Raw genomic sequence first — 23,370 nt, 5'->3', positions numbered from 1 at the left:
CTACGATCGGTCCATGGCTGCCGGTACCCCGCGCGATCCCGTCGCCGATCTGCGGCGCATCGCGTTCCTGCTGGAGAAGGCGAACGAGGCGACGTACCGGGTGCGCGCGTTCCGGCGGGCCGCGGCGGCGGTCGCCGAGGCGGACCCGGCCGACCTGGCCCGGCGTACGGAGAACGGCGGGTTGACCGACCTGCCCGGCGTCGGCACGGTCACCGCCCGCTGCGTCGAGGAGTCCCTGCGCGGCGAGGAGCCGGTGTACCTGCGGCGCCTGCTCTCCACCGCCGGCCGCTCGGTCGACGAGGACGGCGACACGTTGCGGCACAAGCTGAAGGGCGACCTGCACAGCCACACCGACGCGTCCGACGGCGGCTCGCCGCTGACCGAGATGGCCTCGGCGGCGATCGACCTGGGCCACGAGTACCTGGCGGTCACGGACCACTCGCCCCGGCTCACCGTCGCGAACGGGCTGTCACCCGAGCGACTGCGCCGGCAGGTACGCCAGATCCGTTCGCTGGCAACGGATGTGGCGCCGTTCCGGCTGCTGGCCGGGATCGAGGTGGACATCAACGCGGACGGTACCCTCGACCAGGAACCCGAACTGCTGGCCGAGCTGGACGTCGTGGTCGCCAGTGTCCACAGTGGACTCCGTTCGGCCGGACCCGTGATGACCGAACGGATGCTGACCGCGATCCGTACCGGCCAGATGGACATCCTCGGCCACTGCACCGGGCGCCGGCTCGCCGCCAGGCCCACCGACACCGCGGACGACGACTCGACGGGCGCGAAACGCAGTGGTACCAAGGGAAGCGGCGCGCAGGGTGGCTCCGGCCGGCGGCGGCGATCGGGGTCGCGGCCGGAGAGCGAGTTCGACGCGGCGCGGGTGTTCGCCGCGTGCGCCGAGGCCGAGGTCGCCGTCGAGGTGAACTGCCGGCCGGACCGGCTCGACCCGCCGAAACGGTTGCTGCGCCTGGCGATCGAGGCCGGCTGCCTGTTCTCGGTCGACAGCGACGCGCACGCGCCGGGACAGCTCGACTGGCTCCCGTACGGGTGCGCCCGCGCGGCGGCCTGCGGCATCGACCCGGACCGCGTCGTCAACACCTGGCCGGTGGACCGGCTGCTCGCCTGGACCGCCCGCCGTACCTGACCGCGGCCCGCCACCCTGCCGTCACGGGAGCGCGCCGCACCGTCGCGGGAACGCCGTGCGGTTGCGGCCGAACGCGCCGGCGGACCACCCGACCGGGGACGGTCCGGGCGCGGCCGGCGATACCGGATTCCGGCCGCGCGGGCGTACGGCCATAACAGAAGGTCATAACAGGCGGTGCGGAGCCCGGCGTTTCGCGTACTGTCCTTGAGTCGTGAGACCAATTGACGAGATCGCCGACCGGTACGTGGACGACTGGGCCGGCCTGGACCCGATGGGTGCCACCACGGCCGGTGTGGCCGGGCACGACGACGAGGTCACCGACCTGTCCTCGGACGGGTACGCGGCGCGCGCCGACCTGAACCGCCGTACTCTCGCCGAGCTCGCCACCGCCGACCCGACCGACGACCGGGAACGGGCTGCCCGCGACGCGATGGTGGAGCGGTTGAGCCTCGACGTCGAGCTGTACGAGGCGGGCGAGGACCGCGAGATGAACGTCATCGCGAGCCCCGTCCACGGGTTGCGGCAGGTGTTCGACCTGATGCCGCTGTCCGGCGAGGAGGCCGGCCGCAACGTGGCCGCGCGGCTGGCCGGGCTGCCCGCCGCGCTGGACCAGCTGCGCGCGACGCTGTCCGCGGACGCCGCCACCGGCCGGGTCGCGGCCCGCCGCCAGCTGACGGCGTGCGTCGACGGCTTCCGCGACTGGACCGGTCGGGACGACTTCTTCGGCGGCCTGGTCGCCCGCATCGACGGCGTACCCGACTCGTTGCGTACCGAGTTGTCGGCGGCGGCGGCCGGTGCGCGGGACGCGGTCGACGCGTTCGGGCGGTACGTCACGGACGAGTTGCTGCCGCACGCGCCCGTGAAGGACGCCGCCGGCCTCGACCGCTACCGCCGCGCCTCGCGGTACTTCCTGGGCGCCACCGTCGACCTCGCCGAGACGTACGAGTGGGGCTGGCAGGAGCTGGCGCGCATCGAGGCCGACATGCGCCGTACGGCGGGGATGATCGTGCCGGGCGGGTCCGTGGACGACGCGGTCGCCGCGCTGGACGCCGACCCGAAGCGGCGGATCGCCGGCAAGGAGGCGTTCCGGGACTGGATGCAGCGGCTCGCCGACGAGACGATCGCCGAGCTGGCCGGCACCCACTTCGACATTCCCGAGCCGGTACGCCGGATCGAGGCGTGCATCGCGCCGACCACCGAGGGCGGCATCTACTACACCCCGCCGACCGAGGACTGGTCCCGGCCCGGCCGCATGTGGTGGGCGGTGCCGGCGGGCATCGAGGAGTTCGCGACCTGGCGCGAGGTCACCACCGTGTACCACGAGGGCGCGCCCGGCCACCACCTCCAGGTCGGCCAGACCGTGTACCGCAAGGAGCTGTTGAACCGGTGGCAGCGCCTGCTGTGCTGGGTGTCCGGCTCCGGCGAGGGCTGGGCGCTGTACGCCGAGCGGCTGATGGACGACCTCGGCTACCTGTCCGATCCGGGCGCCCGGCTGGGCATGCTCGACGCGCAGTCGTTCCGGGCGACGCGGGTCATCATCGACATCGGCATGCACCTCGAACTCCCGATCCCGCGCGGCACCGGCTTCCACGAGGGCGAGGTGTGGACACCCGAACTCGGCTGGGAGTTCCTGCGCGCGCACTGCCGCATGGAGGAGGAGTTCCTCCGGTACGAGCTGCTCCGGTACCTGGGGTGGCCGGGCCAGGCCCCCTCGTACAAGGTGGGTGAGCGGATCTGGCTCGCCGCCCGGGACGACGCGAAGCGCCGCAAGGGCGCCGACTTCGACCTGCGCGAGTTCCACCGGGCCGCGCTCGACCTCGGCTCCATCGGCCTGGACCCGCTCCGCGCCGCCCTCGCCCGCCTCTGACCCTCCGGTACGCCCGGCGTTCGGTTCCGCGCGCCGGGCGTACCGCGGGCTGCCGGGGCCGGCGCGCCGGATCGCCGTCGTACGGCCGGGTCAGCCCCAGAAGACGCCGTGCGGGTTGGCCTCGATGGTGGACAGCAGCGGGCCGGGCCCGGACGCCGGCGGTACGTCCGCCAGCGGGTGCCAGCGGTTGTTGCTGTCCGACCAGTGCAGGGTCCACTGGCCGCCGGTCGGCGGTGGCGGACTGTAGCGGAGTTGCGCGACGCGGGTCTCCGTCCAGTCCGGCCCCAGTTCGGCGAGGAACGGTGGCCGGCACTCGACGATGGTGATGGCCCGACCCCGCACCCGGTACTCCAGGCGCACCTGGTTGCGCAGGCCGGACGGGATGTGCCGGTCGCACCAGCGGGCGATCTGCCGTAGGTGCAGTTCCGGAACGGCGGACAACACGCCACCTCCCCAGGGGCCGCGCGGCGATTCCCTTGCACGTTACGTTCCGCGGCGGTGCGCCGGCCATGGTTCGGGTGGTACGGCCCGCAGAGGGCGTGGTTATCCACAGCGATACCGGCCCCGTCCACAGTCGTCCACAACCCCGGGCACGTTTTCCACAGGGTTGTCCCCAGCCTCTGTCCACAAGTCCGGGCAAGTCCCGGCAAGTCTCGGCAAGGTCCTGCAGATCCCCAGGAAGCGTCGTCCACACGTACCGCTCCATCCACAGGCACCCAGCGTTGTCCACAGGCCACCCCGCGGGTACTTGGAGCGCGGCCGTACGGCCGATAGCGTGTGAGCGCGCCGCCGAGGGGAGATGTCCGTGGAAAACCGTCGTTCCCGCCGATTCGGATCGGCCGTCCTGACACTGCTCGCGGCACTCGCGCTGGTCGCGGGCGTCGCCGGACCGGTGACCGCCGCGCCGGCCCGCCCGTTCGTGCACGGCACCGAGACCGTCCCGACGTACTCGTACGCGGACGCCGTACGGGAGAGCGTGCGCGTCGACACCAGGCTCGACAACGACGGCGACGGGAAACCGGACACCGTCACCGTGGACATCGTCCGGCCCCGCGCGGCCGTCCGGATCCCCGTGATCATGGAAGCCTCGCCGTACTACTCGTGTTGCGGCCGCGGCAACGAGTCCCAGGTCAAGAAGTACGACGCGAGCGGCACGATCACGTCGATGCCGCTCTACTACGACAACTACTTCGTGCCCCGCGGATACGCGTTCGTCGGGGTCGACCTGTCCGGCACGAGCCGTTCGACCGGCTGCGGCGACGTCGGCGCGGCCGAGGAGGTCGGTGGCGCGAAGGCGGTCATCGACTGGCTGAACGGACGGGCCACCGCGCACCATCTCGACGGCAGCCCCGCGGTCGCGGACTGGACCACCGGCACCGTCGGCATGATCGGCAAGTCGTGGGACGGCACGATCGCCAACGGCGTCGCGGCGACCGGCGTGCGCGGCCTCGCCACGATCGTCCCCGTCTCCGGCATCTCCAGCTGGTACGACTACATGCGGCTGGACGGCGTGCCGCGCGCCGACGGGTACCCGGGGTGGCTGGCCGGCGCGGTCGACGGGCGCCCGGCGGGCACCTGCGCGCCGCTGCAGGACGCGATGAACACCGCGGGCGACGACGCGACGGGCGACTACAACGCGTTCTGGCGGGCCCGTGACTACGTACCGGACGCGTCCAAGGTGCGCGCGAGCGTGCTCGCCGTACACGGGCTGAACGACCAGAACGTGTTTCCCCGCAACGTCGCGCGCTGGTGGGACACGCTCGCGGCGCACGGCGTACCGCGGAAGTTGTGGTTGCACCAGGAGGGGCACACCGACCCGTTCGACATCGACCGGTCGGCGTGGGTGACGCTGCTGCACCACTGGTTCGACCACTGGTTGCAGGGCCTGGACAACGGCGTGATGAAGGGCCCGCGGGTGACCGTGGAGCGGGCGCCGGGCCAGTTCGTCGGCCAGGCGGACTATCCGGCGCCGGGTGCGCACGCGCTGCCGCTGTCGCTCGGCCCGGCGTCCGGCGGTGCCGGCACCCTCGGCACCGGGCACACCGCGGCCGGCACGACCGTGACGATGCGCGACAACACCGATCTGACCGAGGCACAGGCGGTCGGCGACCCCAACACGGCGCGGACCGACCGGACCGCGTTCCTGTCCGCCGCGCTGCCGGGCACCGTCCACCTGTCCGGTACGCCGACCGTGACCCTGCGGTTCCGGGCGGACAAGGACGACACCGAACTGACCGCGAAGCTCGTGGACTACGGCAGGGCGACCCGCGACACCGCGCAGTACTCGAACGTCGAGGGCGTGGAGAACCGCACGACCCGGTCCTGCTGGGGCGGGTCGACCGACGCGGACAGCGCCTGCTACCTGGACACCCGGGAGACCGTGGCCGACTCCGACTACGGCGTACTGTCGCGCGGGTGGACGTCGGCGGCGCACCACGGCGGCCTCACCAGCCGTACGCCGATCGTCGCCGGCCGGTGGTACATGGTGACGATCCGGCTCCAGCCGCAGGACCAGCTGCTCGCCGCCGGGCACCATCTCGGCCTGGTGCTGAGCCTGTCCGACGAGGAGAACACCAGCCCGGTCACCACCGGCGCGTCGGTCACCGTCGACCTGCCGCACAGCCGGCTGGACCTCCCGGTCGCCGGACCGGCCCACTTCGGTACGCCGACGTCCGCGCCGCGGGTCACCGCGCACCCGGCCACGACGGCGCCGCGACGGGCGGAGCGGCTGACTCCCTGAGCTGCGCCTGAGACTCCGGTCACGGGCCGCCTCCGGTAGCTGGCGGGGGCGGCCGGCCGGAGTAGTTTCATTCGTTGATTCTCGAACCAGCGGAGGTCGGGTGTGAGCGAGCCGGTGCTGTGGCGGCCGTACACGGTGCGCGGCACCACGTTCCGGAACCGGGCGTGGATGTCACCGATGTGCCAGTACTCGTCGCGCGACGGCTTCCCGACCGACTGGCACCGTACGCACTACCCGGCCCGCGCGGTCGGTGGTGCCGGGCTGGTGCTGTTCGAGGCGACGGCGGTCAGTCCGGTCGGGCGTATCTCGCCGGCGGACGCCGGGCTGTGGTCGCCGGACCACGCCGACGCGTACCGGCCGATCACGGCGGCGGTGGCGGCGGCGGGTGCGGTGCCCGGGGTGCAGTTGGGGCATGCCGGGCGGAAGGCGTCGACCCGGGCGCCGTGGCACGGCGGCGGCTGGGTGCCGCCGCACGAGGGCGGGTGGCAGCCGGTGGCGCCGTCGGCGGTGCCGTTCGGCGGGCTGGCCACGCCGACCGCACTGTCCACAATGGACCTGGACCGGGTGGTCGCCGACTTCGTCAACGCGACCCGGTTCGCGCACCGCGCCGGGTTCGGCGTGGTCGAGCTGCACGCCGCGCACGGATACCTGCTGCACCAGTTCCTCAGTCCGCTGTCGAACCGGCGCACCGACCACTTCGGCGGCGACCTCGCCGGCCGGATGCGCTTCCCGCTCACCGTCGTCGACGCGGTACGCCGGGTCTGGCCCGCGGAGCGTCCGCTGCTCGTGCGGGTGTCGGCGACGGACTGGGTGGAGGGCGGCTGGACGCTCGCCGAGACCGTGGTGTTCGCGAAGGAGCTGGCCGCGCTCGGCGTCGACCTCGTCGACGTGTCGTCCGGCGGTTCGGCGCCCGACGCGAGCGTACCGGTGGCGCCGAAGTACCAGGTGCCGTTGGCGAGTGAGGTCCGCCGGCAGGCCGGGCTGGCGGTCGGCGCGGTCGGAATGATCGAGACGCCGTCGGCCGCCGCGGAGGTGTTGACGTCCGGCGACGCGGACGTGGTGTTCGTGGGCCGCCCGCTGCTGCGCGACCCGTACTGGGCGCTGCGCGCGCCGGACGCGCCGCGCGACGCCTGGCCGGTGCAGTACCACCGCGCGCTGGGTTAAGAGGTCCTGACAGAAAGGACTGTCGGCGCCTGGCGGACTCAGGACGACGCTGCCGACGTTGTCGGCACAGTCGCATACAACACCGGTATGCGACTGCACCTCCGCCTTGGCAGCCCCGCCCTGAGCCTCACCAGCCATCCGACGCCCTTCTGGTAGGACCTCTATGCGGGTCAGGAGCCGGACAGCCCGGTGCACCAGGCGACGGTGGCGTCGTCGTACTGCTTGCCGCGGGGAAAGCGTTCGGCGGTGGGGTCGGCGGCTTCCGCGGCCCGGGTGCGGGCGATGAGGTCGGCGGGCCCGGCGCCGGCGACGATGTCGAGCAGCGTCGGCCAGGTCAGTTCGCCGAACTCCACCAGCCGTACGCCGCCGTCGGTGGCGACGAGCGCCCCGCGCAGCTCCCCCGCCGGTACCGTGCCGGTCAGCGCCTGCGCCGCCGCGGCCGGGTCGGTGGACGCGACCCAGAACCCGTCGGGTCGGTTGAGTCGGGCGGTCCGGGCCGCGCTGGAGCGGCGGTCCCGGTCGGCGCGCTCGGGGCTGCCCAACGGATGGCGCTCGAACCGGGGCATCACCCGGGCCAGCCGGTCGTCGCTGATCACCTCGACGTCCCCCGCCCGGTACGCGAGGGCCACGGTCGAGTCGGACAGCACGAGGTGGTCGACGTACCGGCCGCGGTCGCGGAGCATCGCGACGGTGCAGGCGGGCGTGTCCGCGTTGGTGAGGTCGCAGGTGTCGCGGTGCGCGTCGGTGACGGTGCCGATCGCCTCGGCGAGCGCGTCGGCGAGCGGGATGCCGGGGGCGGCGGCGAGCCGGACGAGTTCGGCGCCGAGCGACCGCACGTACCAGGGGACGCCGTGCCGGCAGCCGCGGCGTACCGTGCCGGCGAGGCTGTCGGGCGTGCCGCAGCCGTCGAGGACGACGACGAGGCCGTCGGCGGTCGCGAGCAGGTCCTCGTTCTCGTGTCCCGGCCGCGACTCGCTCGCTCCCTGAATGAGCACACCCGAAGCCTAGGGCGTGCCGGCACGGCCAGCCACCCGTCCGCCGCAACCCGTACGGGCGGGGGGTTTCTCACAGCGCCGGCACCCGCCGGAGGTACTAGCGTCAAAGATCGTGAACGCTGTCGCGGTACCTCGCCGGTACGTGGCGGTCATCGCGCTCGGCACCCTGCTCAACCCGCTGAACTCGTCGATGATCGCGGTCGCGCTGGTCGACCTGGAGCACGCGTTCGGCGTCGGTTTCGGTACGGCGAGCTGGTTGGTGTCCGGCTTCTACCTGGCGGCCTGCGTCGGGCAGCCGCTGATGGGCCGGATCGCCGACCGCTTCGGCCCCCGCCGGGTGTACGTGGCGGGTCTCGTGATCGTGTGTCTCGCCGGGGCCGCCGCGCCGTTCGCGCCCGGTTTCACCGTCGTACTGCTGTGCCGCATCGTGCAGGCCGTCGGTACGTCGGCGGCGTTCCCGGCGGGGCTGTCGCTGATCCGCCGGGTCGCGGGGTCGGCCGCCCCGCCGTCCGGCGCGCTGGGCACGATCGCGGTGGCGAACTCGGCGAGCGCCGCGTTCGGCCCCGTGCTGGGCGGTTTCCTCGTCGCGTTCGTCGGCTGGCAGGGCATCTTCCTCGTCAACGTGCCCCTCACCCTCGTCACCCTGGTACTCGCGCTGCGGGTGCTGCCGGCGGACGGACCGGCGCCGGCGCGTACCGAGGCGGGGTTGGTGCGGTTGCTGGACCCGCTGGGCATCGTGCTGTTCTCCGGCACGCTGATCAGCCTGCTGGCGTTCCTGCTCGCGCTGCCCGACCGTCCACTGTGGATACTGCTGCCGGTGACGGCGGTGGCGGGCGTCCTGCTGGTGCTGTGGGAGCGGCGGGCACCGACCCCGTTCCTGGACGTCCGCGGGTTCGTCCGGAGTCCCGCGCTGACCGGCGTACTCGGCCAGCAGGCCGCGATCCAGTTCGTCTTCTACGGCGTGTTCTACGGGCTGCCGCTGTGGCTGGAGCAGGTCCGCGGGTACCCGACGGAGCAGGCCGGGCTGCTGATGCTGCCGGTCGCCGCCCTCGGCGTACTCGTCACGCCGGTCGCGGCGCGCCTGGTCACCCGGTTCGGGCCGCGGTTGCCGCTGCTGCTCGGTTCGATCGGGCTGCTGGCCGGCACGCTCCTGCTGCTCACCCTGGACGACGCGACGTCGGTCGCCGGCATCGTCGCGGTCGCCGCCGTGATCGGACTTCCCAACGGGCTCAACAACATGGGCCTCCAGGCGGCGCTCTACACCGCCGCGCCGCCGGACGCGACGGGGGTCGCCGCCGGCCTGTTCCAGACCGCGCGGTACGTGGGGGCGATCCTGTCCACCGCCCTGATCGGCCTGCTGCTGTCCCCCGACCTGTCCGCCCGGGGCCTGCACCGGGTCGCCGTCGTCATCGCCGCCCTCGCCGTACTGCTGGTCGTCGCGGCGTTCGTCACCAGCCGGCGGCGCGCCTCGACGGCGTGACTACCCTGGCACCGACCCGACCGAGGAGTACCCGTGCGGCTGACCGTGCACCTGCGCCCCAACGCGGCGTACCTCGCGATCCTGGCGATCGGCGCCGCGGCCGTGGCGTACGCGATCGTGGTGGGCAGTGTGCTCGTGGGGATCCCCGCCGGCGTCCTCACTCTCGTACTCGGCGCGCCGGTCGTGGTGAGCACCGTGTGCCGGGTGCCGGTGGTCGCGGTGGACGAGCGCGGGCTGCGGCTGCCGCTGATGAGCGTGCGCTTGGCGTGGCCGGACGTCGCGGGTGCCCGCCCGGGTACGCGGCTCGGTGGCCGCGCACCCCGGCCGGTGCTGCTGGTGTTCCCGCGCGATCCGCGCGCCGTCGCCGGCCGGGTACGCCCGTGGCTGCGCAGCGAGGCCCGCACCAACCTCACGCGGTACGGCACGCCGATCGTGCTCGCCGCCGCGTCCCTGGACCGGTCACTCGACGAGATCGCCGCCGCCGTCCGGCACCACGTCGAGCACCGCGACGCCGCGCGGGGCCAGTGACACCTCCCGCAGCGGTACCGACGGGTCGGCGAGCAGGTCGGGCGCCGCGACCGGCAGCGGTACGGTGACCGGCGCGGTGCCGTGGTTGAGCAGGAACACGTACGAGTGTCCGGCGGCGTGCCGGACAGTCGCCTGGACCGCGTCGGGCAGGTCCGGCAGCGGCGCGGACACCCCCGCCGCACCGAGGATCCGGTCGTACAACCGTTGCAGCGCAACGGGATCCGGCCGGGTGCCGAGGTACCAGGCGGTGCCGGCACCGTACCGGTGGCGGGTGATCGCGGGGCGACCGGCCAGCTCGCCGTCGGCGAAGGTGGCGACGGTCTCGGCGCCGGCGGGCTCGATCCACTCCGACCAGACCGTACCGGTGGCTGGTCCGTCCGATGTAGACAGTGCGACGGTACCGCCGGTCGGCAGCGGCCAGAACTCGTCGACCCGCAGGCCGAGCACGTCCCGCAGGGGCGCCGGATACCCGCCCAGGTACGCCCGGTCGGCGCTGTCCACGATTCCGGTGAAGAACGACACCACGAGCGTGCCGCCACCCTCCACATAGGACGTGAGCCGGGCCGCGACGTCCTCGTCGAGCAGGTACAGGTTCGGCACCACGACCAGCTTGTACGCGGAAAGGTCCCAGGACGGGTGCACCACGTCGCAGGTGACGTGCGCGTCGAACAGCGGCGCGTAGTGCGTCAGGTGGCTGTCGACCTGGCGCAGGTCGTCCGACGGGTGCGAGTCGAGTTCGAGGCCCCACCAGGAGTTCCAGTCGTGCAGCAGCGCCACGTCCGCCCGTACGGTGGAGCCCGCCAGCGCCGGCACCGACGCCAGCTCGTGCCCCAGCGCCCGCGTCTCCCGGTACGTGCGGGTGTCCGTACCGCCGTGCGGCACCATCGCCGAGTGGAACTTCTCCGCACCGCCGGACGTCTGCCGCCACTGGAAGAACAGCACCGCGTCCGCGCCCTGCGCGACCGCCTGCCAGCTCCACAGCCGCATCACGCCGGGCGGCTTCGGCGCGTTGCGCTGCCGCCAGTTCACCGCGCTCGGCGCCTGCTCCATCAGCAGCCACGGCTGCCCGTGCTTCACCGACCGGATCAGGTCGTACCCGAAGGCGGCCTCCACGTGCGTGCGCGGATCGTACGGATCCGGGTACGAGTCGATCGCGGCGACGTCCTGGTGCGGCGCCCAGGAGTACCAGTCGAGGGCCTTCTGGACGAGGCCGACGTAGTTGGTGGTGACGGGCACGTCCGGCGTGATCCGGTTGAGGATCTCCTTCTCCGCCAGGTAGCAGGCGAGCTGCGCGTCGGACGAGAAGCGCGCGTAGTCGATCTGCTGCGCCGGGTTCGGGAACGTGGGCGCGACCCGCGGCGGCAGTACCTGCTCGAAGTCGGTGTACCGCTGCGCCCAGAAGGTCGTGGACCACGCTTCGTTGAGCGCATTCACGTCGCCGTACCGGTCGCGCAGCCAGCGGCGGAAGTCGGCCGCCGACACGTCGCAGTAGCAGGCCCGTACGTGGCAGGCGAACTCGTTGCCCACGTGCCAGATCGCCAGCGCCGGATGCTCCGCGTACCGCTCGGCGAGGCGCTCGACGAGCCGGCCGGCGTGCTCCCGGTACACCGGGCTGGACGGGCAGAAGTGCTGCCGCCCGCCGGGCCACAGGATCGTGCCGTCCGCGTTGCGCGGCAACGTTTCCGGGTACCGGTGGGCGAGCCACGGCGGCGGTGACGCGGTCATCGTGGCGAGGCAGACGGCCACGCCGGTCTCGGCCAGGCCGTCCATCGCGCGGTCGAAGTAGCCGAAGTCGTACCGGCCGGGCTCGGGTTCGACCTCGGCCCAGGAGAAGATCCCGGCGGTCACCATGGACACGCCGGCGTCCGCCATCAGTTTCAGGTCCTCGTCGCGTACTGCCGCGGACCAGTGCTCGGGGTTGTAGTCCGCGCCGTACGCGATGCGGCCGAGCCGCGCCCGTACCGCGGCCATCCGGTCATTGTCCATTGTGGATCCTCACGCCTTGACGCTGCCTTCGGTCAGTCCGGTCCGCCAGTACCGCTGGAGCACGACCATCAGCACCATCAGCGGCAGTACCGAGAGGAAAGCCCCGCCCACCGTGTACTGGTAGAGCACGGGTTGCCGGTCGGTGTAACCGAACCACGACGTCAACCCGAGCGTGATCGGGTAGAGCTTCGAGTCCGACAGCATGACCAGCGGGAGGAAGAAGTTATTCCAGATCGCCACGAACTGGAACAGGAACACGGTCACCAGCGCCGGCGACATGATGCGCAGCACGATCCGGCGGAAGATGCCGAGCTCGCTCGCGCCGTCGATGCGCGCCGCCTCCAGCAGCCCGTCCGGTACGGCGGCCGTCGCGTAGATCCGGCACAGGTACACGCCGAACGGGCTGACCATGCTGGGCAGCAGCACCGACCAGTACGTGTTGGACATGCCGACCTTGGCGAACATCAGGTAGAGCGGCAGCGCCAGCGCGGTGCCGGGGATGAGCACCCCGGCGAGCACCACGTTGAAGACCGCCTCCCGGCCGCGGAACGAGAACTTCGCCAGCCCGTACCCGGCGGCGGCGGCGAGCAGCGTCGCCACCACGCCACCGACCAGCGCGTACAGCACGCTGTTGGCGAACCACCGCAGGTACGTGCCGTGGTCGTACGTGAGGACGGCGCGCAGGTTGTCGATCGGGTGCGGATCGGCGAACCAGAAGCCGAACGAGCCGAACAGCCCGCTCGACGACTTCGTCATCGACACGACCAGCCAGTACACCGGGACGAGGAAGTAGACCGCGGCGACCGCGAGCAGCGCGGTCACGAGGATCCGGTACCGCACGGCGGGGGTGCCCGCGTGCCTTCTTGTCTGTCCACTCTGGACGGTCGCCGGCCGGTCCACCACGGCGGTCACGGCTTCTCCCTCCGCCCGACGATCTTCAGGAAACCGAACGACAGCACGCAGGCGACGAGCGCGAGCAGTACCGCCTCGGCCGCGGCCAGGTTGTAGTTGTTGTTCTGGAACGCCTCGGTGTACGCGTTCAGGTTCGGCGTGTACGAGCCGTTGATGTTGCCCGTCAACGGCTTCAGCACCAGCGGCTCGGAGAACAGCTGCAACGTACCGATGATGGTGAACACGGTCGTGAGCACCAGCGCCGGGCGCAGCATCGGCAGCTTGATGTGCCACACCACCTGCCACGCGTTCGCGCCGTCGATCGTGGCCGCCTCGTACAGGTCGCCGGGGACGGACTTGAGCTGCGCGATGAGTACAAGCATGTTGTAGCCGGTGAACTGCCAGGTGGCGATGTTCGCGATGGACCACAGCACGGTACCCGACGACAGGAAGTCGACCTGCCAGCCGGCGCCGTGCGCCAGCGACACGATCGGCGAGATGCCCGGCACGTACAGGAAGCCCCAGAGGATCGAGGCGACGACGCCGGGCACCCCGTACGGCAGGAAGAACGCCGTGCGGAAGAAACGGATGCCGCGCGCCGACGCCGATTCCAGCAGCAGCGCCAACAGAGTCGCACCGATGATCATCACCGGTACCTGCACCACACCGAACAGCAGCACCCGCCCCAGGCTCGCGGTGAACTGCGCGTCGGCGAGCGCCCGGGAGTAGTTGCTCAGCCCGGCGAACACCGTGTGCGCGCCGCCCAGGCCGAGCGGACCGGACCGCTCGACCGTGAACAGGCTCTGGTAGACCGCGTACCCGATGGGCGCGACGAAGAACAGCGCGAACAGCACGCCGAACGGCGCCAGGAAGCCGATCGCGGCGCGGCTGCTGCGACTCGACCGCGACACGTCAGGCGACCTTCAGACCCTTGGCCTTCATGTCGGCCACGGTCGCCTTCTGTACGTTGGCGATCGCGGTCGCGAAGGACGTCTTGTCGTTGATCGCCTTGGTGAACTCGTCGCCCAGGTGCTTGTACGTGGCCTGGATCGTCGGGATCCACTTCCAGCTCTTGTCGATGAGCTTGTCCGACGCCGCGAACACCGTGTTGTACTTCTGCCCGCCGAAGAACGGACTCGGCTTGTCCAGCGCCGAACCCGCGAACGCGCCCTTCGCCGCCGGCCAGCCGTACCCACCGGCGATGAGCAGGTCGATGCTCTTCGGGTCGGTGTTCAGCCACACCGCGAACTTCAGCGCGTCGGTGATGTAGTTGCCGCCGCGCAACAGTGCGGTGGTCGAGCCGCCCCAGTTCGCCGAGATCGGCTTTGCCTTGTCCCACACCGGAATCGGCGCCGCGCGCCACTTGCCCTTGGTCGGTTCGGCGTTGCCGGACAGGATCGCGTCGCCCCACTGCGCGCTCGGCCACGCGACGATCCGCCCGTGCTGCACGTCGGCGAACCAGCTGTCCTGCTGGTCCGGCTCCGTACTGACCAGGCCCTGCTTGATCAGGCCCTCCCAGTACTCGGCGACCTTGCGGGTCTCGGCGTTGTCGATGTCGATCGTCCACGTGTCGCCGTGGGTGTCGAACCACTTCGCGCCGGCCTGCCAGGCGAGCCCGGTGAACCAGCCGCCGTTCGCCGGCGGGAACGTCGAGATGTACGCCTTCGGGTCGGCCTTGCGTACCTTCTTCGCCGCCGCCGCGTACTCGTCCCACGTGGTCGGCACCGCGATGCCCCACTTGTCGAACAGGTCCTTGCGGTAGAACAGGCCCATCGGCCCGGACGCCTGCGGCACCGCGTACACGCTGCTGCCGAAGACACCCTGCTGCCACTGCCAGTCGACGAACTTGTCCTTGTCCTTGGCGATGCCGTACTTCGCCAGGTCGACGAGTCCGTTGTCCAGCAGGAAATCGGGGATCACCTGGAACTCGACCTGCGCCACGTCCGGCGGGTTGCCGGCCTTCAGCGCCGCGTGCATCTTCGCGTACTGCGCGCCGCCGGACGGCGAGACCTTCTCCAGCTTCACCTGGACGTCGGGGTTCTGCGAGTTCCACAGGTCGACGGCCTTGTCGATGCCCGGTACCCAGGCCCAGAAGGTGAGGGTGATCTTCTGGCCGGGCTTGCGTTCCTTGGCTTTCGGCGCGCTCCCGCCGGAGTCGGACGAGGAGCATCCGGCGACGCCCAGCCCGGCCGCGGCGGCGGCCGACCCGGCCAGCAGCGTCCGGCGACTCACAGCACCCGCGTTCATCCGTGTCTCCTTCCGCGGCCGTCATGCGGCCGTCGTGGCCTTCCCCGCCCGATCGACACCCCGGACAGACATGGGATGTCGTCCGAAACACGGAAGAAATCTAGGTCTGCCGTACTGGTGCGTCAACCCCACCACTGAGCCGGATCAGCGGGGTACTGAGCGGCGCGGACGTAGGATGTCGACGACTCGACCATGTCTCCTTCCCGTGAAGATGACCCAGCCCGCGCCCTGTGTCAAGATGTATTCATAAAAAATGAAATACCAAGTCGGGAGGCGCGGATGGCTCAACGGTTCACGGACGCGGTCGCGGTGGTCACCGGCGCCGCCCGCGGCATCGGCGCGGCGATCGCACGCCGGCTCGCCGACGAGGGCGCCGCCGTCGTACTCACCGACGTCGACGAGCGGGGCGCCGCACTCGCCACCGAGCTGGGCGACCGCGCCACGTTCGTCCGCGCCGACGTGACCGACGAGGCCGACTGGGCCGCCACCCTCGCCGCCGCCCACGCGTACGGACCGGTCTCCGTGCTCGTCAGCAACGCCGTGTACGACGCGGTCACGCCGCTGCACGAGACCACCCGCGAGTCCTGGGACCGGCAGCTCGCCGTCAACCTCACCGGCACCTTCCTCGCCGTGCGTACCTGCCTGGACGACCTGCGCGCGACGTCCGGCAGCGCCGTCGTCGTCTCGTCCGTGCACGCGCTCGTCGGGCTCCCCGCCCACCCCGCGTACGCGGCGGCCAAGGGCGGGCTGACGGCGCTGACCCGGCAACTCGCCGTGGAGTACGGTCCGGCGGTCCGGGTCAACAGCGTGCTGCCCGGGCCGATCCTGACCGCCGCGTGGGACGGGATCGGCGAGGACGACCGGCGGCGCAGCGTCGGCGAGACGGTGGTCAAGCGGTTCGGCGACCCGGCCGAGGTCGCCGCCGCCGTCGCGTTCCTGGCCTCACCCGACGCGTCGTACGTGACCGGCGCGGCGCTGCCCGTCGACGGCGGCTGGAGCATCTACAAGGCATCTGCGTAAGAGGTCCTGACAGAAAGGCGTCGGATGGCTGGCGAGGCTCAGGGCGGGGCTGCCAAGGCGGAGGTGCAGTCGCATACCGGTGTTGTATGCGACTGTGCCGACAACGTCGGCAGCGTCGTCCTGAGTCCGCCAGGCGCCGACAGTCCTTTCCGTCAGGACCTCCAAGGGGTGTCCGCCGCTCCGCACGGGCGGCGGACACCCGCACGGGGAACGCCCGGCACGCGCACCGTGCCGTACCGGGCCGGGGAAAGGACGATCAGAGTGGCGGAGTACCCGGGGCGCGGCATCCACGGCCAGACCGTGGAACGGCTCGCCCGGCGCATCCTGTCCGGGCAGCTCGCCGAGGGCGACACCATCGACATCCCGGCCCTGGAGGCCGAACTCGACGTGTCGCGTACCGCGCTGCGCGAGGCGCTGAAGGTGTTGGCGGCCAAGGGACTCGTCGGCGCGCGGCAGAAACGCGGCACGTTCGTACGGACCCGCGAGGAGTGGAACCTGCTCGACGGCGACGTGATGCGCTGGCAGTTCGCCGGGCCCGAGCGGACGTGGACGCGCTTCCTCGGCGACCTGGCCGAGGTACGCGGACTGGTCGAGCCGCCCGCCGCGCACCTCGCCGCGACCCGGCGTACGACGGAGGACGTGGCGGCGCTGGACGCGGCGCTCGACGCGATGGCCGCCGCGGGCTCGCCGGCCGACGCGGTCGCCGCCGACCTCGGCTTCCACCGGGCGCTGCTCGCCGCCACCCACAACGAACTCCTGGCCCGGATGGAGGTCGTCATCGAGCGCGCGCTCGCCGAACGTGACCGCATCGTGCACGAGGCCGCGGCGCCCGACCCGGTACCCGTGCACCGCGCCGTACGCGACGCCGTCGCCGCCGGGGATCCCGACGCCGCGCGGGACGCGATGGAAACCCTGCTCGCGCTGGCCGACCAGGACGCGGCCACCACCACCCACGTACGGACGGAGAAGGCATGAAGATCGACCGTATCGAGACGTTCCTGGTACCGCCGCGCTGGCTGTTCTGCCGGATCGAGACCGACGAGGGCATCGTCGGCTGGGGCGAGCCGGTCGTCGAAGGCCGCGCCGAGGTCGTCCGCGCGGCCGTCGAGACCGCCGCGGAGTACCTGGTCGGTGCGGACCCGTTGCGTATCGAGGACCACTGGCAGGTCCTCACGAAGGGAACGTTCTACCGCGGCGGTCCGGTACTGTCCAGCGCCGTCGCCGGCATCGACCAGGCGCTGTGGGACATCGCCGGCAAGGCGTACGGCGCGCCCGTGCACCGCCTGCTCGGCGGGCCCGTCCGGGACCGCGTCCGGGTGTACACGTGGGTCGGTGGCGACGATCCCGCCGAGATCGCCGACTCGGTCGCCGCGGCGGTCGAGGCCGGCTTCACCGCCGTCAAGATGAACGGGTTCGGCCGCCTGCCCCGGATCGCGACCGCCGCGGACATCGCCGGCCTGGTCGACCGGGTGTCCGCCGCCCGCGCCGCGCTCGGCCCGGACCGGGACGTCGCCGTCGACTTCCACGGCCGCGTCGCCTGGTCCACCGCGCCGCGCGCGCTCGCCGCCGTCGCCGAGGCGCACCCGCTGTTCGTCGAGGAACCGCTGCTCCCCGAGTACGGGCACCAGCTCGGCCGGCTCACCGGCACGCCGGTCCCCATCGCCACCGGCGAACGGCTCTACTCCCGTACCGACTTCCTGCCGGCGCTCCGGGCCGGTATCGCCGTCGCACAGCCCGACCTGTCGCACGCCGGCGGCATCTCCGAGGTACGCCGGATCGGCGCGCTGGCCGAGACGTTCGACGTACCGCTGGCGCCGCACTGCCCGCTCGGGCCCGTCGCGCTCGCCGCGTCGCTCCAGGTCGACTTCGCCACGCCCAACTTCCTCATCCAGGAACAGTCCATGGGCATCCACTACAACACCACCAACGACCTCCTCGACTACGTCGCCGACCCGGCCCCGTTCCGCTTCACCGACGGGTACGCGCCGCGTACCGAGGAGCCGGGTCTCGGGGTGACGCTCGACGAGAGCGCGATCCGCGCCGCCGACCGGCACGCCTGGCGCAACCCCGTCTGGCGGCACGACGACGGCTCGTTCGCGGAGTGGTGACCGGGAGCGACCACGCCGCCCGCCCGGGGTAGGGTCCGACCGGAGCACCGGCACGGAGGAGTACGACGCGGATGACTGCGGACGAGATCCCGCCCTACCGACGCTGGTCGGACAAGCACCGCTCCGGCCGCGTCGCCGTGCAGGACCGGTACGACGGGCTCGCGCGCGCCTCCCGGCGCATCCGCAACGTCGAGATGGTCTTCGTGCCCGGCCTCGTCCAGACCCCCGAGTACGTCCGGTGCCGGATGCGGGAGAACGTCCGGTTCAACGGCGAGGACGAGAGCGTCGTCGAGCCGGCGACCGAGGCCCGGCTGCGCCGGCAGGAGATCCTGGCCGACCCGACGCGGCGGTTCGAGTTCGTCGTCGGCGAGTCCGTGCTGCGCACGCTGCTCTGCCCGCCGGCCGTGATGCTGCGCCAGCTCGACAGGTTGACGCAGCTGATCGACCTGCCGCACGTGACGTTCGGGATCATCCCGTTCGGGGTGGAGCTGCCCGTCGCGCCGCAGACCTCGTTCGTACTGTTCGACGACCTCGCCATCGTCGAGACGTTCGTCGACGAGACGCAGTACCGCGGGGCGCAGGCCGCCGCGTACCACCGGCGGGCGGACGCGCTGCTCGCCGAGAGCGTCACCGGCGACGCGGCCCGCGTACTGCTGACCGCCGCGGCCGACGCGCTGCGGCCGGACGCGCTGCGCCCCGACGTGCTCCGCCTCGACGCCCTCGACGGTCCCGACACCCCGGACGCCCTCGGTACGGACGCCTGAACGGCCGCGCCGGGGCTCCGTTGTCCATTGTGGACGGTGGAGCCCCGGCGCGGGATCGTACGGCGGGTCAGCGCTCTTCGAGTACCGCACGGAGGAAGGTCTGCGTCCGGTCGTTCTCCGGCTCGGAGAAGATCTTGTCGGGCGCGCCCTCCTCGACGATGCGTCCCTTGTCGAACATCAGGATCCGGTTCGACACGTCGCGGGCGAAGTGCATCTCGTGCGTGACGATCAGCATCGTGATCGTCGTGGTACGGGCGATGTCCCGCAGCACGTTGAGCACGTCGGCGACGAGTTCCGGGTCGAGCGCCGAGGTCACCTCGTCGAGCAGCAGTACGTCCGGCTGCATGGCCAGCGCGCGGGCGATCGCCACGCGCTGCTGCTGACCACCGGACAGCGAGGTCGGGTGCTGGCCGACCCGGTCGGCCAGACCCACCAGGTCGAGCAGCTTCTTCGCCCGCTCCACCGCCTCGTCCTTCGGTACGCCGAGCACGTGCACCGGCGCCTCGATGACGTTCTCCAGCACCTTCATGTTGGGGAACAGGTTGAACTGCTGGAAGACCATGCCGATCTTCTTGCGCACCGTCGACAGGTACCGCTCGTTCGCGGGAACGAGCTTGCCGCCGCGGTCCATGTGCGACAGCGGCTGGCCCTCGACGTAGATGACGCCGTCGTTGATGCGTTCCAGCGTCATCAGGAGCCGCAGGATCGTCGTCTTGCCCGACCCGCTCGGCCCGATCAGCGTCACCCGCTCGCCCTGCTCGACGGAGAAGTCGAGATGGTCGAGCACCACGTTGTCCCCGAACCGCTTGACCACCTTGTCGAACTGCACCATCGGCGTACCGGTGGGCAGGTTCGGCGGGGTGTCCACCTCGGACAGGTCGGGGATCTTCGGTTCAGTGGCCAAGGCGCTTCTCCAGTCTCCGTACCAGAAGCGACGTCGGGTAGCTCGCGATGAGGAAGATCGCCGCGGCCATCGTGAACACTTCCAGGTACTTGAAATGGTCACCGCCGAACGTCGTCGCCTGGAACACCATCTCGTGCACGGTGATCACGGCGAGGAACGGGGTGTCCTTGAACATCGAGATGACGTAGTTGCCCAGCGCCGGCAGCACGTTGCGCACCGCCTGCGGCAGGATCACCGCGCGCCAGGTACGCCCGCGGGGCAACGACAGCGCCGTGGCCGCCTCCCACTGGCCCTTCGGTACGCCGTCGATCCCGGCCCGGTACACCTCGGACATGTAGGTGGCGTAATGGATCCCGAGTACGGTGACGCCGATCGTGAACGGCGACAGCCCGGGGAACACCACGTACACCGCGAACAGCTGGACCATCACCGGCGTGCTGCGGACGAACTCGACGAACGCCCGGACCGGCGCGCGCACCGCGGCGAACCGGGTGCGGCGCAGCATCGCGAGTACCAGACCGAGGATGATCGCCACCACGGAGGCGACGACGGTCGCGGCCAGCGTGACGAGGAATCCCTGCAGCAGCAAGGGAAGCGCCTGGCCGGCGAGATCCCAGTCCCACACCTTCGGCATCAGACACCACCCCCACCAGGACCGCCGGCACCCATCGTCTTGCTGGTCAGGTTGGCCGCCTCGACCGGCTCGATCTCGGTACCGGCGCCCGCCAGCCCCGCCCCGAGGCTCTTGCCCGTCGGGTCGGCCGGCCGCATCCGGAAGATCCCGCGCAGGCCCGTACCGCGGCCGAGGCGTGCCTTGGCGACCGACTCCAACGCGTTCATCAGCAACGTCAGGATGTACGCCAGGATGAAGTAGACGACCAGCAGGAACAGGTACGACCAGGCGGTCTGGCCGGTGGCCGACCGGAGCTGCTGCGCCTCGAACGTGAGGTCCGCGATCGTCACCAGCGACATCAGCGGTGTCGACTTCAGCAGCTGGATCAGCAGGTTGTTGAACGGCGGGATCATCGCGACCCACGCCTGCGGCAGGATCACCAGCCGCATCCGCTGGAACGGCGACATGTTCAGCGCGATCGCGCCTTCCCACTGCGCCCTCGGTACGGCGTTGATCGCGCCGCGCACGACCTCCGCGCCGTACGCCCCGAAGTTCAGGCCGAACGCGATGATCGCGCAGAGCAACGCGCTGGAGATCTTGAACCCGAGTACGGGAAGCGCGAAGTAGAGCCAGAACAGCTGCACGTACAGCGAGGTGCCGCGGAAGAACTCGATGATCGTGCGCGCGACGCCACGGACCACGACGAACCGGGACAGCGCCATCAGTCCCAGGACGAACGCGAGCACCAGCGCGAGGATGGCGCCGCCGATCGTGCCCTCGACCGTGATGACGAGGGCCGATCCGATGTTGCCCCAGGACTGGGACAGTTGGCTCAGGAAACTACCCATGAGAGGTCGATTCGCCGATCGGCTCTCAGCCCTTGCAGAGCTGGGCGGTGGTCAGGCTCGCCGGCGGCACGTTCTGCTTGCCGAAGCCGTACTTCCCGATCAGACTCTCGTACTTCGCCGGGTCCGACGTGATTTTCTTGAGTTCCTTGTTGAACGCGTCGCGCAGGCTCTTGTCCGTCGGGCGGAACACCGCGCCACCGGCGCTCGACTGCGGCTGCCCGTTCAGCTCCGGCTTGAACGAGGGGGTCACTTCGACCGGCTTGCCCGCGTTGATCTTCGCCAGCCAGTGCAGCGAGATGTCGGTCAGCGCGAACGCGTCGATCCGGCCCGCCACCAACGCGTCCAGGCCGTCCTGCTGCTTCGCGAAGTCCTTGATGCTGCCCGACGACACGCCCGCGGCCGTCGCGTACTGCTTCTCCACGGCGGCGGTGAGTACGCCGATGTTGGCCTTCTTGGCGGCGGCCGACTTGAGGTCGGTGAGGCCCTTCGGGTTGCCCTTCTTGACCATCAGCGCGGTCGCGCCGACGAACTCCGGCTCCGAGAAGATGACCTGCTTGCACCGCTCCGGCGTGATGGCCATACCGGCACTCACGACGTCGAACCGGTTGGCGGTGAGGCCGGGGATCAGCGCGTCGAAATCGGTCAGTACGCCGCGCAGCTCCTTGACGCCGAGGGCGGTGAAGATCTCCTTGTGCAGGGTGGGCGCCTCGCCGACGAGGTCGTTGCCCTGTTTGAACCCGTACGGCTGCTCACCGGCGAAGCCGATCGTGATGTACCCCTGCTTCTTGATTTTGTCGAGGGTGTTCTCCTTCGTCGAACCCGTGCCGGGTTGGGTCGACGAGCACGCGGCGAGCACGCCGGGAACGGCAAGTGCGCCACCCACGGCCGCGGTACGCAGAAAAGTACGACGGGACCACTGACTGTTGTCCGTCACGGACCTCACCCTCCTCAAGGCGTCGGACCCCGAGCAGGCGCGCGGCCGTGTCGCGAGGCCCGTTGCAGCGGGCCGGATCTCGGCCACGCCGGAGCAAACAGGTGCTGTACGTCTGCCCTCTCAGGTGCTGAACGCTAGCACCGTACGTAGGTTTGTCGACAATCAGATCGTCGATAGTCTGCAACATGTCGGCCACCCGCGTGGGATCGGGTCGAAGCCGTGACCGGACGGCCCACTGCCTGTGACGTACGGCCGACCGCCGGGTCTCCACTGTCGACGCAGCGGTACCCCAAATAGGGTTCCGATCAAACGTGGGAGCGGCGCCCGGCCAGCCACGACCGATCTACGGAGGTGCACCTCGTGGCGAATACTCCACGTCGCCCCATTCGCACCGTTACGCCGCTGAAACCCGCCCGCGCACTCGCTCCCGTACCGCGGGAGTCCACGGTGGACCTGATCGCCGCGCGGCTGCGGCGGGCCATCTTCGAGGGCGCCCTCGCGGCCGGCGCACCGCTCGGCGAGGCCGAACTCGCCGACCAGCTCGGCGTCAGTCGCGGGCCGCTGCGGGAGGCCGCCCAGCGGCTCGTACAGGAGGGGCTGCTGACCGCGCGCCGGCGCGGTCTCGCCGTGGTCACGATGACCCCGGCCGACATCGCCGACGTCTACCTGGCGCGCGCCGCGATCGAACGTACCGCGTGCCAACGCCTGCTGCGCAACGGAAACCCGGCACGGGCGGCCAAGGCGCTCACCCGGGTGCACCACCGGATGACCCGGGCCAGCGCGCGCCGCGACGCGCACGCGGTCGGCGACACCGACATCGAGTTCCACCGGACGCTGGTCGACACGGCCGAAAGCCCGCGACTGTCCCGCATCATGTCGACACTGCTCATCGAGACACGACTCTGCACGTACTCGGTGGACCGGACCTACCGTGTCCGGGCGGACATGTCCGACTCGCACGGTCAGATCATCGACGCGGTCGCCGCCGGGGATGAGCCGGCGCTGCTCGCCGTCATCGACCACCACATGACCGACGCGGTACGCCGGCTCACCGACCCGACGCACGACGACACCATCGCCGAACGCCGGCCGTCCGCGCCGAAACCGTTGGTACCGCTGGAGATCCCGCACGAGTAG

General features: G+C 71.2%; 21 protein-coding genes. 11 read left to right on the top strand and 10 right to left on the bottom strand.

The window, feature by feature from the left end:
• The first annotated feature begins 13 nt into the window (after positions 1-13).
• Positions 14-1,144 (top strand): PHP domain-containing protein, encoded by a 1,131-nt coding sequence (locus tag Aru02nite_RS25800; protein ID WP_203662141.1) that lies wholly within the window; start codon positions 14-16, stop codon positions 1,142-1,144.
• Between the two features lie 211 nt (positions 1,145-1,355).
• On the top strand, positions 1,356-3,011 hold the full coding sequence (locus Aru02nite_RS25795; RefSeq protein ID WP_203662140.1) for a DUF885 domain-containing protein: 1,656 nt from the start codon (positions 1,356-1,358) through the stop codon (positions 3,009-3,011).
• 90 nt (positions 3,012-3,101) lie between these two features.
• Here Aru02nite_RS25795 and Aru02nite_RS25790 read toward each other — a convergent pair whose 3' ends face one another.
• On the bottom strand, positions 3,102-3,452 hold the full coding sequence (locus Aru02nite_RS25790) for a DUF3024 domain-containing protein (RefSeq protein WP_203662139.1): 351 nt from the start codon (positions 3,450-3,452) through the stop codon (positions 3,102-3,104).
• Positions 3,453-3,810: 358 nt separating this feature from the next.
• Here Aru02nite_RS25790 and Aru02nite_RS25785 point away from each other — a divergent pair, with 358 nt between their 5' ends.
• Complete coding sequence (locus tag Aru02nite_RS25785) at positions 3,811-5,751, top strand: Xaa-Pro dipeptidyl-peptidase (RefSeq protein WP_203662138.1); 1,941 nt, start codon at positions 3,811-3,813, stop codon at positions 5,749-5,751.
• Positions 5,752-5,853: 102 nt separating this feature from the next.
• Positions 5,854-6,915, top strand: a complete 1,062-nt coding sequence (locus Aru02nite_RS25780) for an NADH:flavin oxidoreductase/NADH oxidase (protein ID WP_239076947.1) — start codon at positions 5,854-5,856, stop codon at positions 6,913-6,915.
• Positions 6,916-7,085: 170 nt separating this feature from the next.
• Here Aru02nite_RS25780 and Aru02nite_RS25775 read toward each other — a convergent pair whose 3' ends face one another.
• Positions 7,086-7,910, bottom strand: coding sequence for a protein phosphatase 2C domain-containing protein (locus Aru02nite_RS25775; RefSeq protein WP_203662137.1), 825 nt, complete (start codon positions 7,908-7,910; stop codon positions 7,086-7,088).
• Positions 7,911-8,022: 112 nt separating this feature from the next.
• On the opposite strand from Aru02nite_RS25775, the gene Aru02nite_RS25770 reads away from it, so the two are divergent.
• Positions 8,023-9,390, top strand: coding sequence for an MFS transporter (locus Aru02nite_RS25770; protein ID WP_203662136.1), 1,368 nt, complete (start codon positions 8,023-8,025; stop codon positions 9,388-9,390).
• Between the two features lie 33 nt (positions 9,391-9,423).
• Positions 9,424-9,918: a hypothetical protein gene (locus tag Aru02nite_RS25765; protein WP_203662135.1), complete on the top strand. Its 495-nt coding sequence runs from the start codon at positions 9,424-9,426 to the stop codon at positions 9,916-9,918.
• Here the strand turns inward: Aru02nite_RS25765 and Aru02nite_RS25760 are convergent.
• From Aru02nite_RS25760 to Aru02nite_RS25745, 4 genes are all read right to left on the bottom strand, one after another.
• Complete coding sequence (locus tag Aru02nite_RS25760) at positions 9,850-11,904, bottom strand: beta-galactosidase (protein ID WP_203662134.1); 2,055 nt, start codon at positions 11,902-11,904, stop codon at positions 9,850-9,852. The genes Aru02nite_RS25765 and Aru02nite_RS25760 overlap by 69 nt on opposite strands.
• 9 nt (positions 11,905-11,913) lie before the next feature.
• Positions 11,914-12,726: a carbohydrate ABC transporter permease gene (locus Aru02nite_RS25755; protein ID WP_239076946.1), complete on the bottom strand. Its 813-nt coding sequence runs from the start codon at positions 12,724-12,726 to the stop codon at positions 11,914-11,916.
• An 86-nt stretch (positions 12,727-12,812) separates the two neighbouring features.
• A complete protein-coding gene (locus tag Aru02nite_RS25750) occupies positions 12,813-13,706 on the bottom strand; it encodes a carbohydrate ABC transporter permease (protein WP_203662133.1) in 894 nt (297 codons plus the stop codon).
• Position 13,707: 1 nt separating this feature from the next.
• On the bottom strand, positions 13,708-15,042 hold the full coding sequence (locus Aru02nite_RS25745) for an ABC transporter substrate-binding protein (RefSeq protein WP_203662132.1): 1,335 nt from the start codon (positions 15,040-15,042) through the stop codon (positions 13,708-13,710).
• Positions 15,043-15,321: 279 nt separating this feature from the next.
• On the opposite strand from Aru02nite_RS25745, the gene Aru02nite_RS25740 reads away from it, so the two are divergent.
• From Aru02nite_RS25740 to Aru02nite_RS25725, 4 genes are all read left to right on the top strand, one after another.
• A complete protein-coding gene (locus Aru02nite_RS25740; protein WP_203662131.1) occupies positions 15,322-16,062 on the top strand; it encodes an SDR family NAD(P)-dependent oxidoreductase in 741 nt (246 codons plus the stop codon).
• Between the two features lie 261 nt (positions 16,063-16,323).
• Positions 16,324-17,037, top strand: coding sequence for a FadR/GntR family transcriptional regulator (locus Aru02nite_RS25735; RefSeq protein ID WP_203662130.1), 714 nt, complete (start codon positions 16,324-16,326; stop codon positions 17,035-17,037).
• The gene (gene dgoD / locus Aru02nite_RS25730) at positions 17,034-18,170 is read left to right on the top strand and encodes a galactonate dehydratase (protein ID WP_203662129.1); all 1,137 of its coding nucleotides are present in this window, start codon (positions 17,034-17,036) and stop codon (positions 18,168-18,170) included. Before Aru02nite_RS25735 ends, dgoD begins: the two co-directional genes overlap by 4 nt.
• A gap of 71 nt (positions 18,171-18,241) precedes the next feature.
• Positions 18,242-18,934: a DUF5753 domain-containing protein gene (locus tag Aru02nite_RS25725; protein ID WP_203662128.1), complete on the top strand. Its 693-nt coding sequence runs from the start codon at positions 18,242-18,244 to the stop codon at positions 18,932-18,934.
• Positions 18,935-19,001: 67 nt separating this feature from the next.
• Here the strand turns inward: Aru02nite_RS25725 and ehuA are convergent, their stop codons facing one another.
• Genes ehuA through ehuB form a run of 4 tightly spaced genes read right to left on the bottom strand, consistent with a single transcriptional unit; the run spans position 19,002 to position 22,233 of the window.
• Positions 19,002-19,838, bottom strand: a complete 837-nt coding sequence (ehuA, locus tag Aru02nite_RS25720; protein ID WP_425551566.1) for an ectoine/hydroxyectoine ABC transporter ATP-binding protein EhuA — start codon at positions 19,836-19,838, stop codon at positions 19,002-19,004.
• Entirely contained in the window at positions 19,828-20,472 is a 645-nt protein-coding gene (gene ehuD, locus Aru02nite_RS25715; RefSeq protein ID WP_203662127.1) for an ectoine/hydroxyectoine ABC transporter permease subunit EhuD, read from the bottom strand. Before ehuD ends, ehuA begins: the two co-directional genes overlap by 11 nt.
• Positions 20,472-21,299, bottom strand: coding sequence for an ectoine/hydroxyectoine ABC transporter permease subunit EhuC (ehuC, locus tag Aru02nite_RS25710; protein WP_203662126.1), 828 nt, complete (start codon positions 21,297-21,299; stop codon positions 20,472-20,474). The genes ehuD and ehuC overlap by 1 nt, the downstream gene beginning before the upstream one ends.
• A gap of 25 nt (positions 21,300-21,324) precedes the next feature.
• Positions 21,325-22,233: an ectoine/hydroxyectoine ABC transporter substrate-binding protein EhuB gene (gene ehuB / locus Aru02nite_RS25705; protein ID WP_203662124.1), complete on the bottom strand. Its 909-nt coding sequence runs from the start codon at positions 22,231-22,233 to the stop codon at positions 21,325-21,327.
• A gap of 447 nt (positions 22,234-22,680) precedes the next feature.
• On the opposite strand from ehuB, the gene Aru02nite_RS25700 reads away from it, so the two are divergent.
• On the top strand, positions 22,681-23,370 hold the full coding sequence (locus Aru02nite_RS25700) for a GntR family transcriptional regulator (RefSeq protein WP_203662122.1): 690 nt from the start codon (positions 22,681-22,683) through the stop codon (positions 23,368-23,370).

Origin of the sequence: Actinocatenispora rupis (genome assembly GCF_016861975.1) — a bacterium.
In the GTDB taxonomy this organism is placed as follows: Bacteria; Actinomycetota; Actinomycetes; order Mycobacteriales; family Micromonosporaceae; genus Actinocatenispora; species Actinocatenispora rupis.
This window is presented reverse-complemented; position numbering and strand designations above follow the sequence as displayed.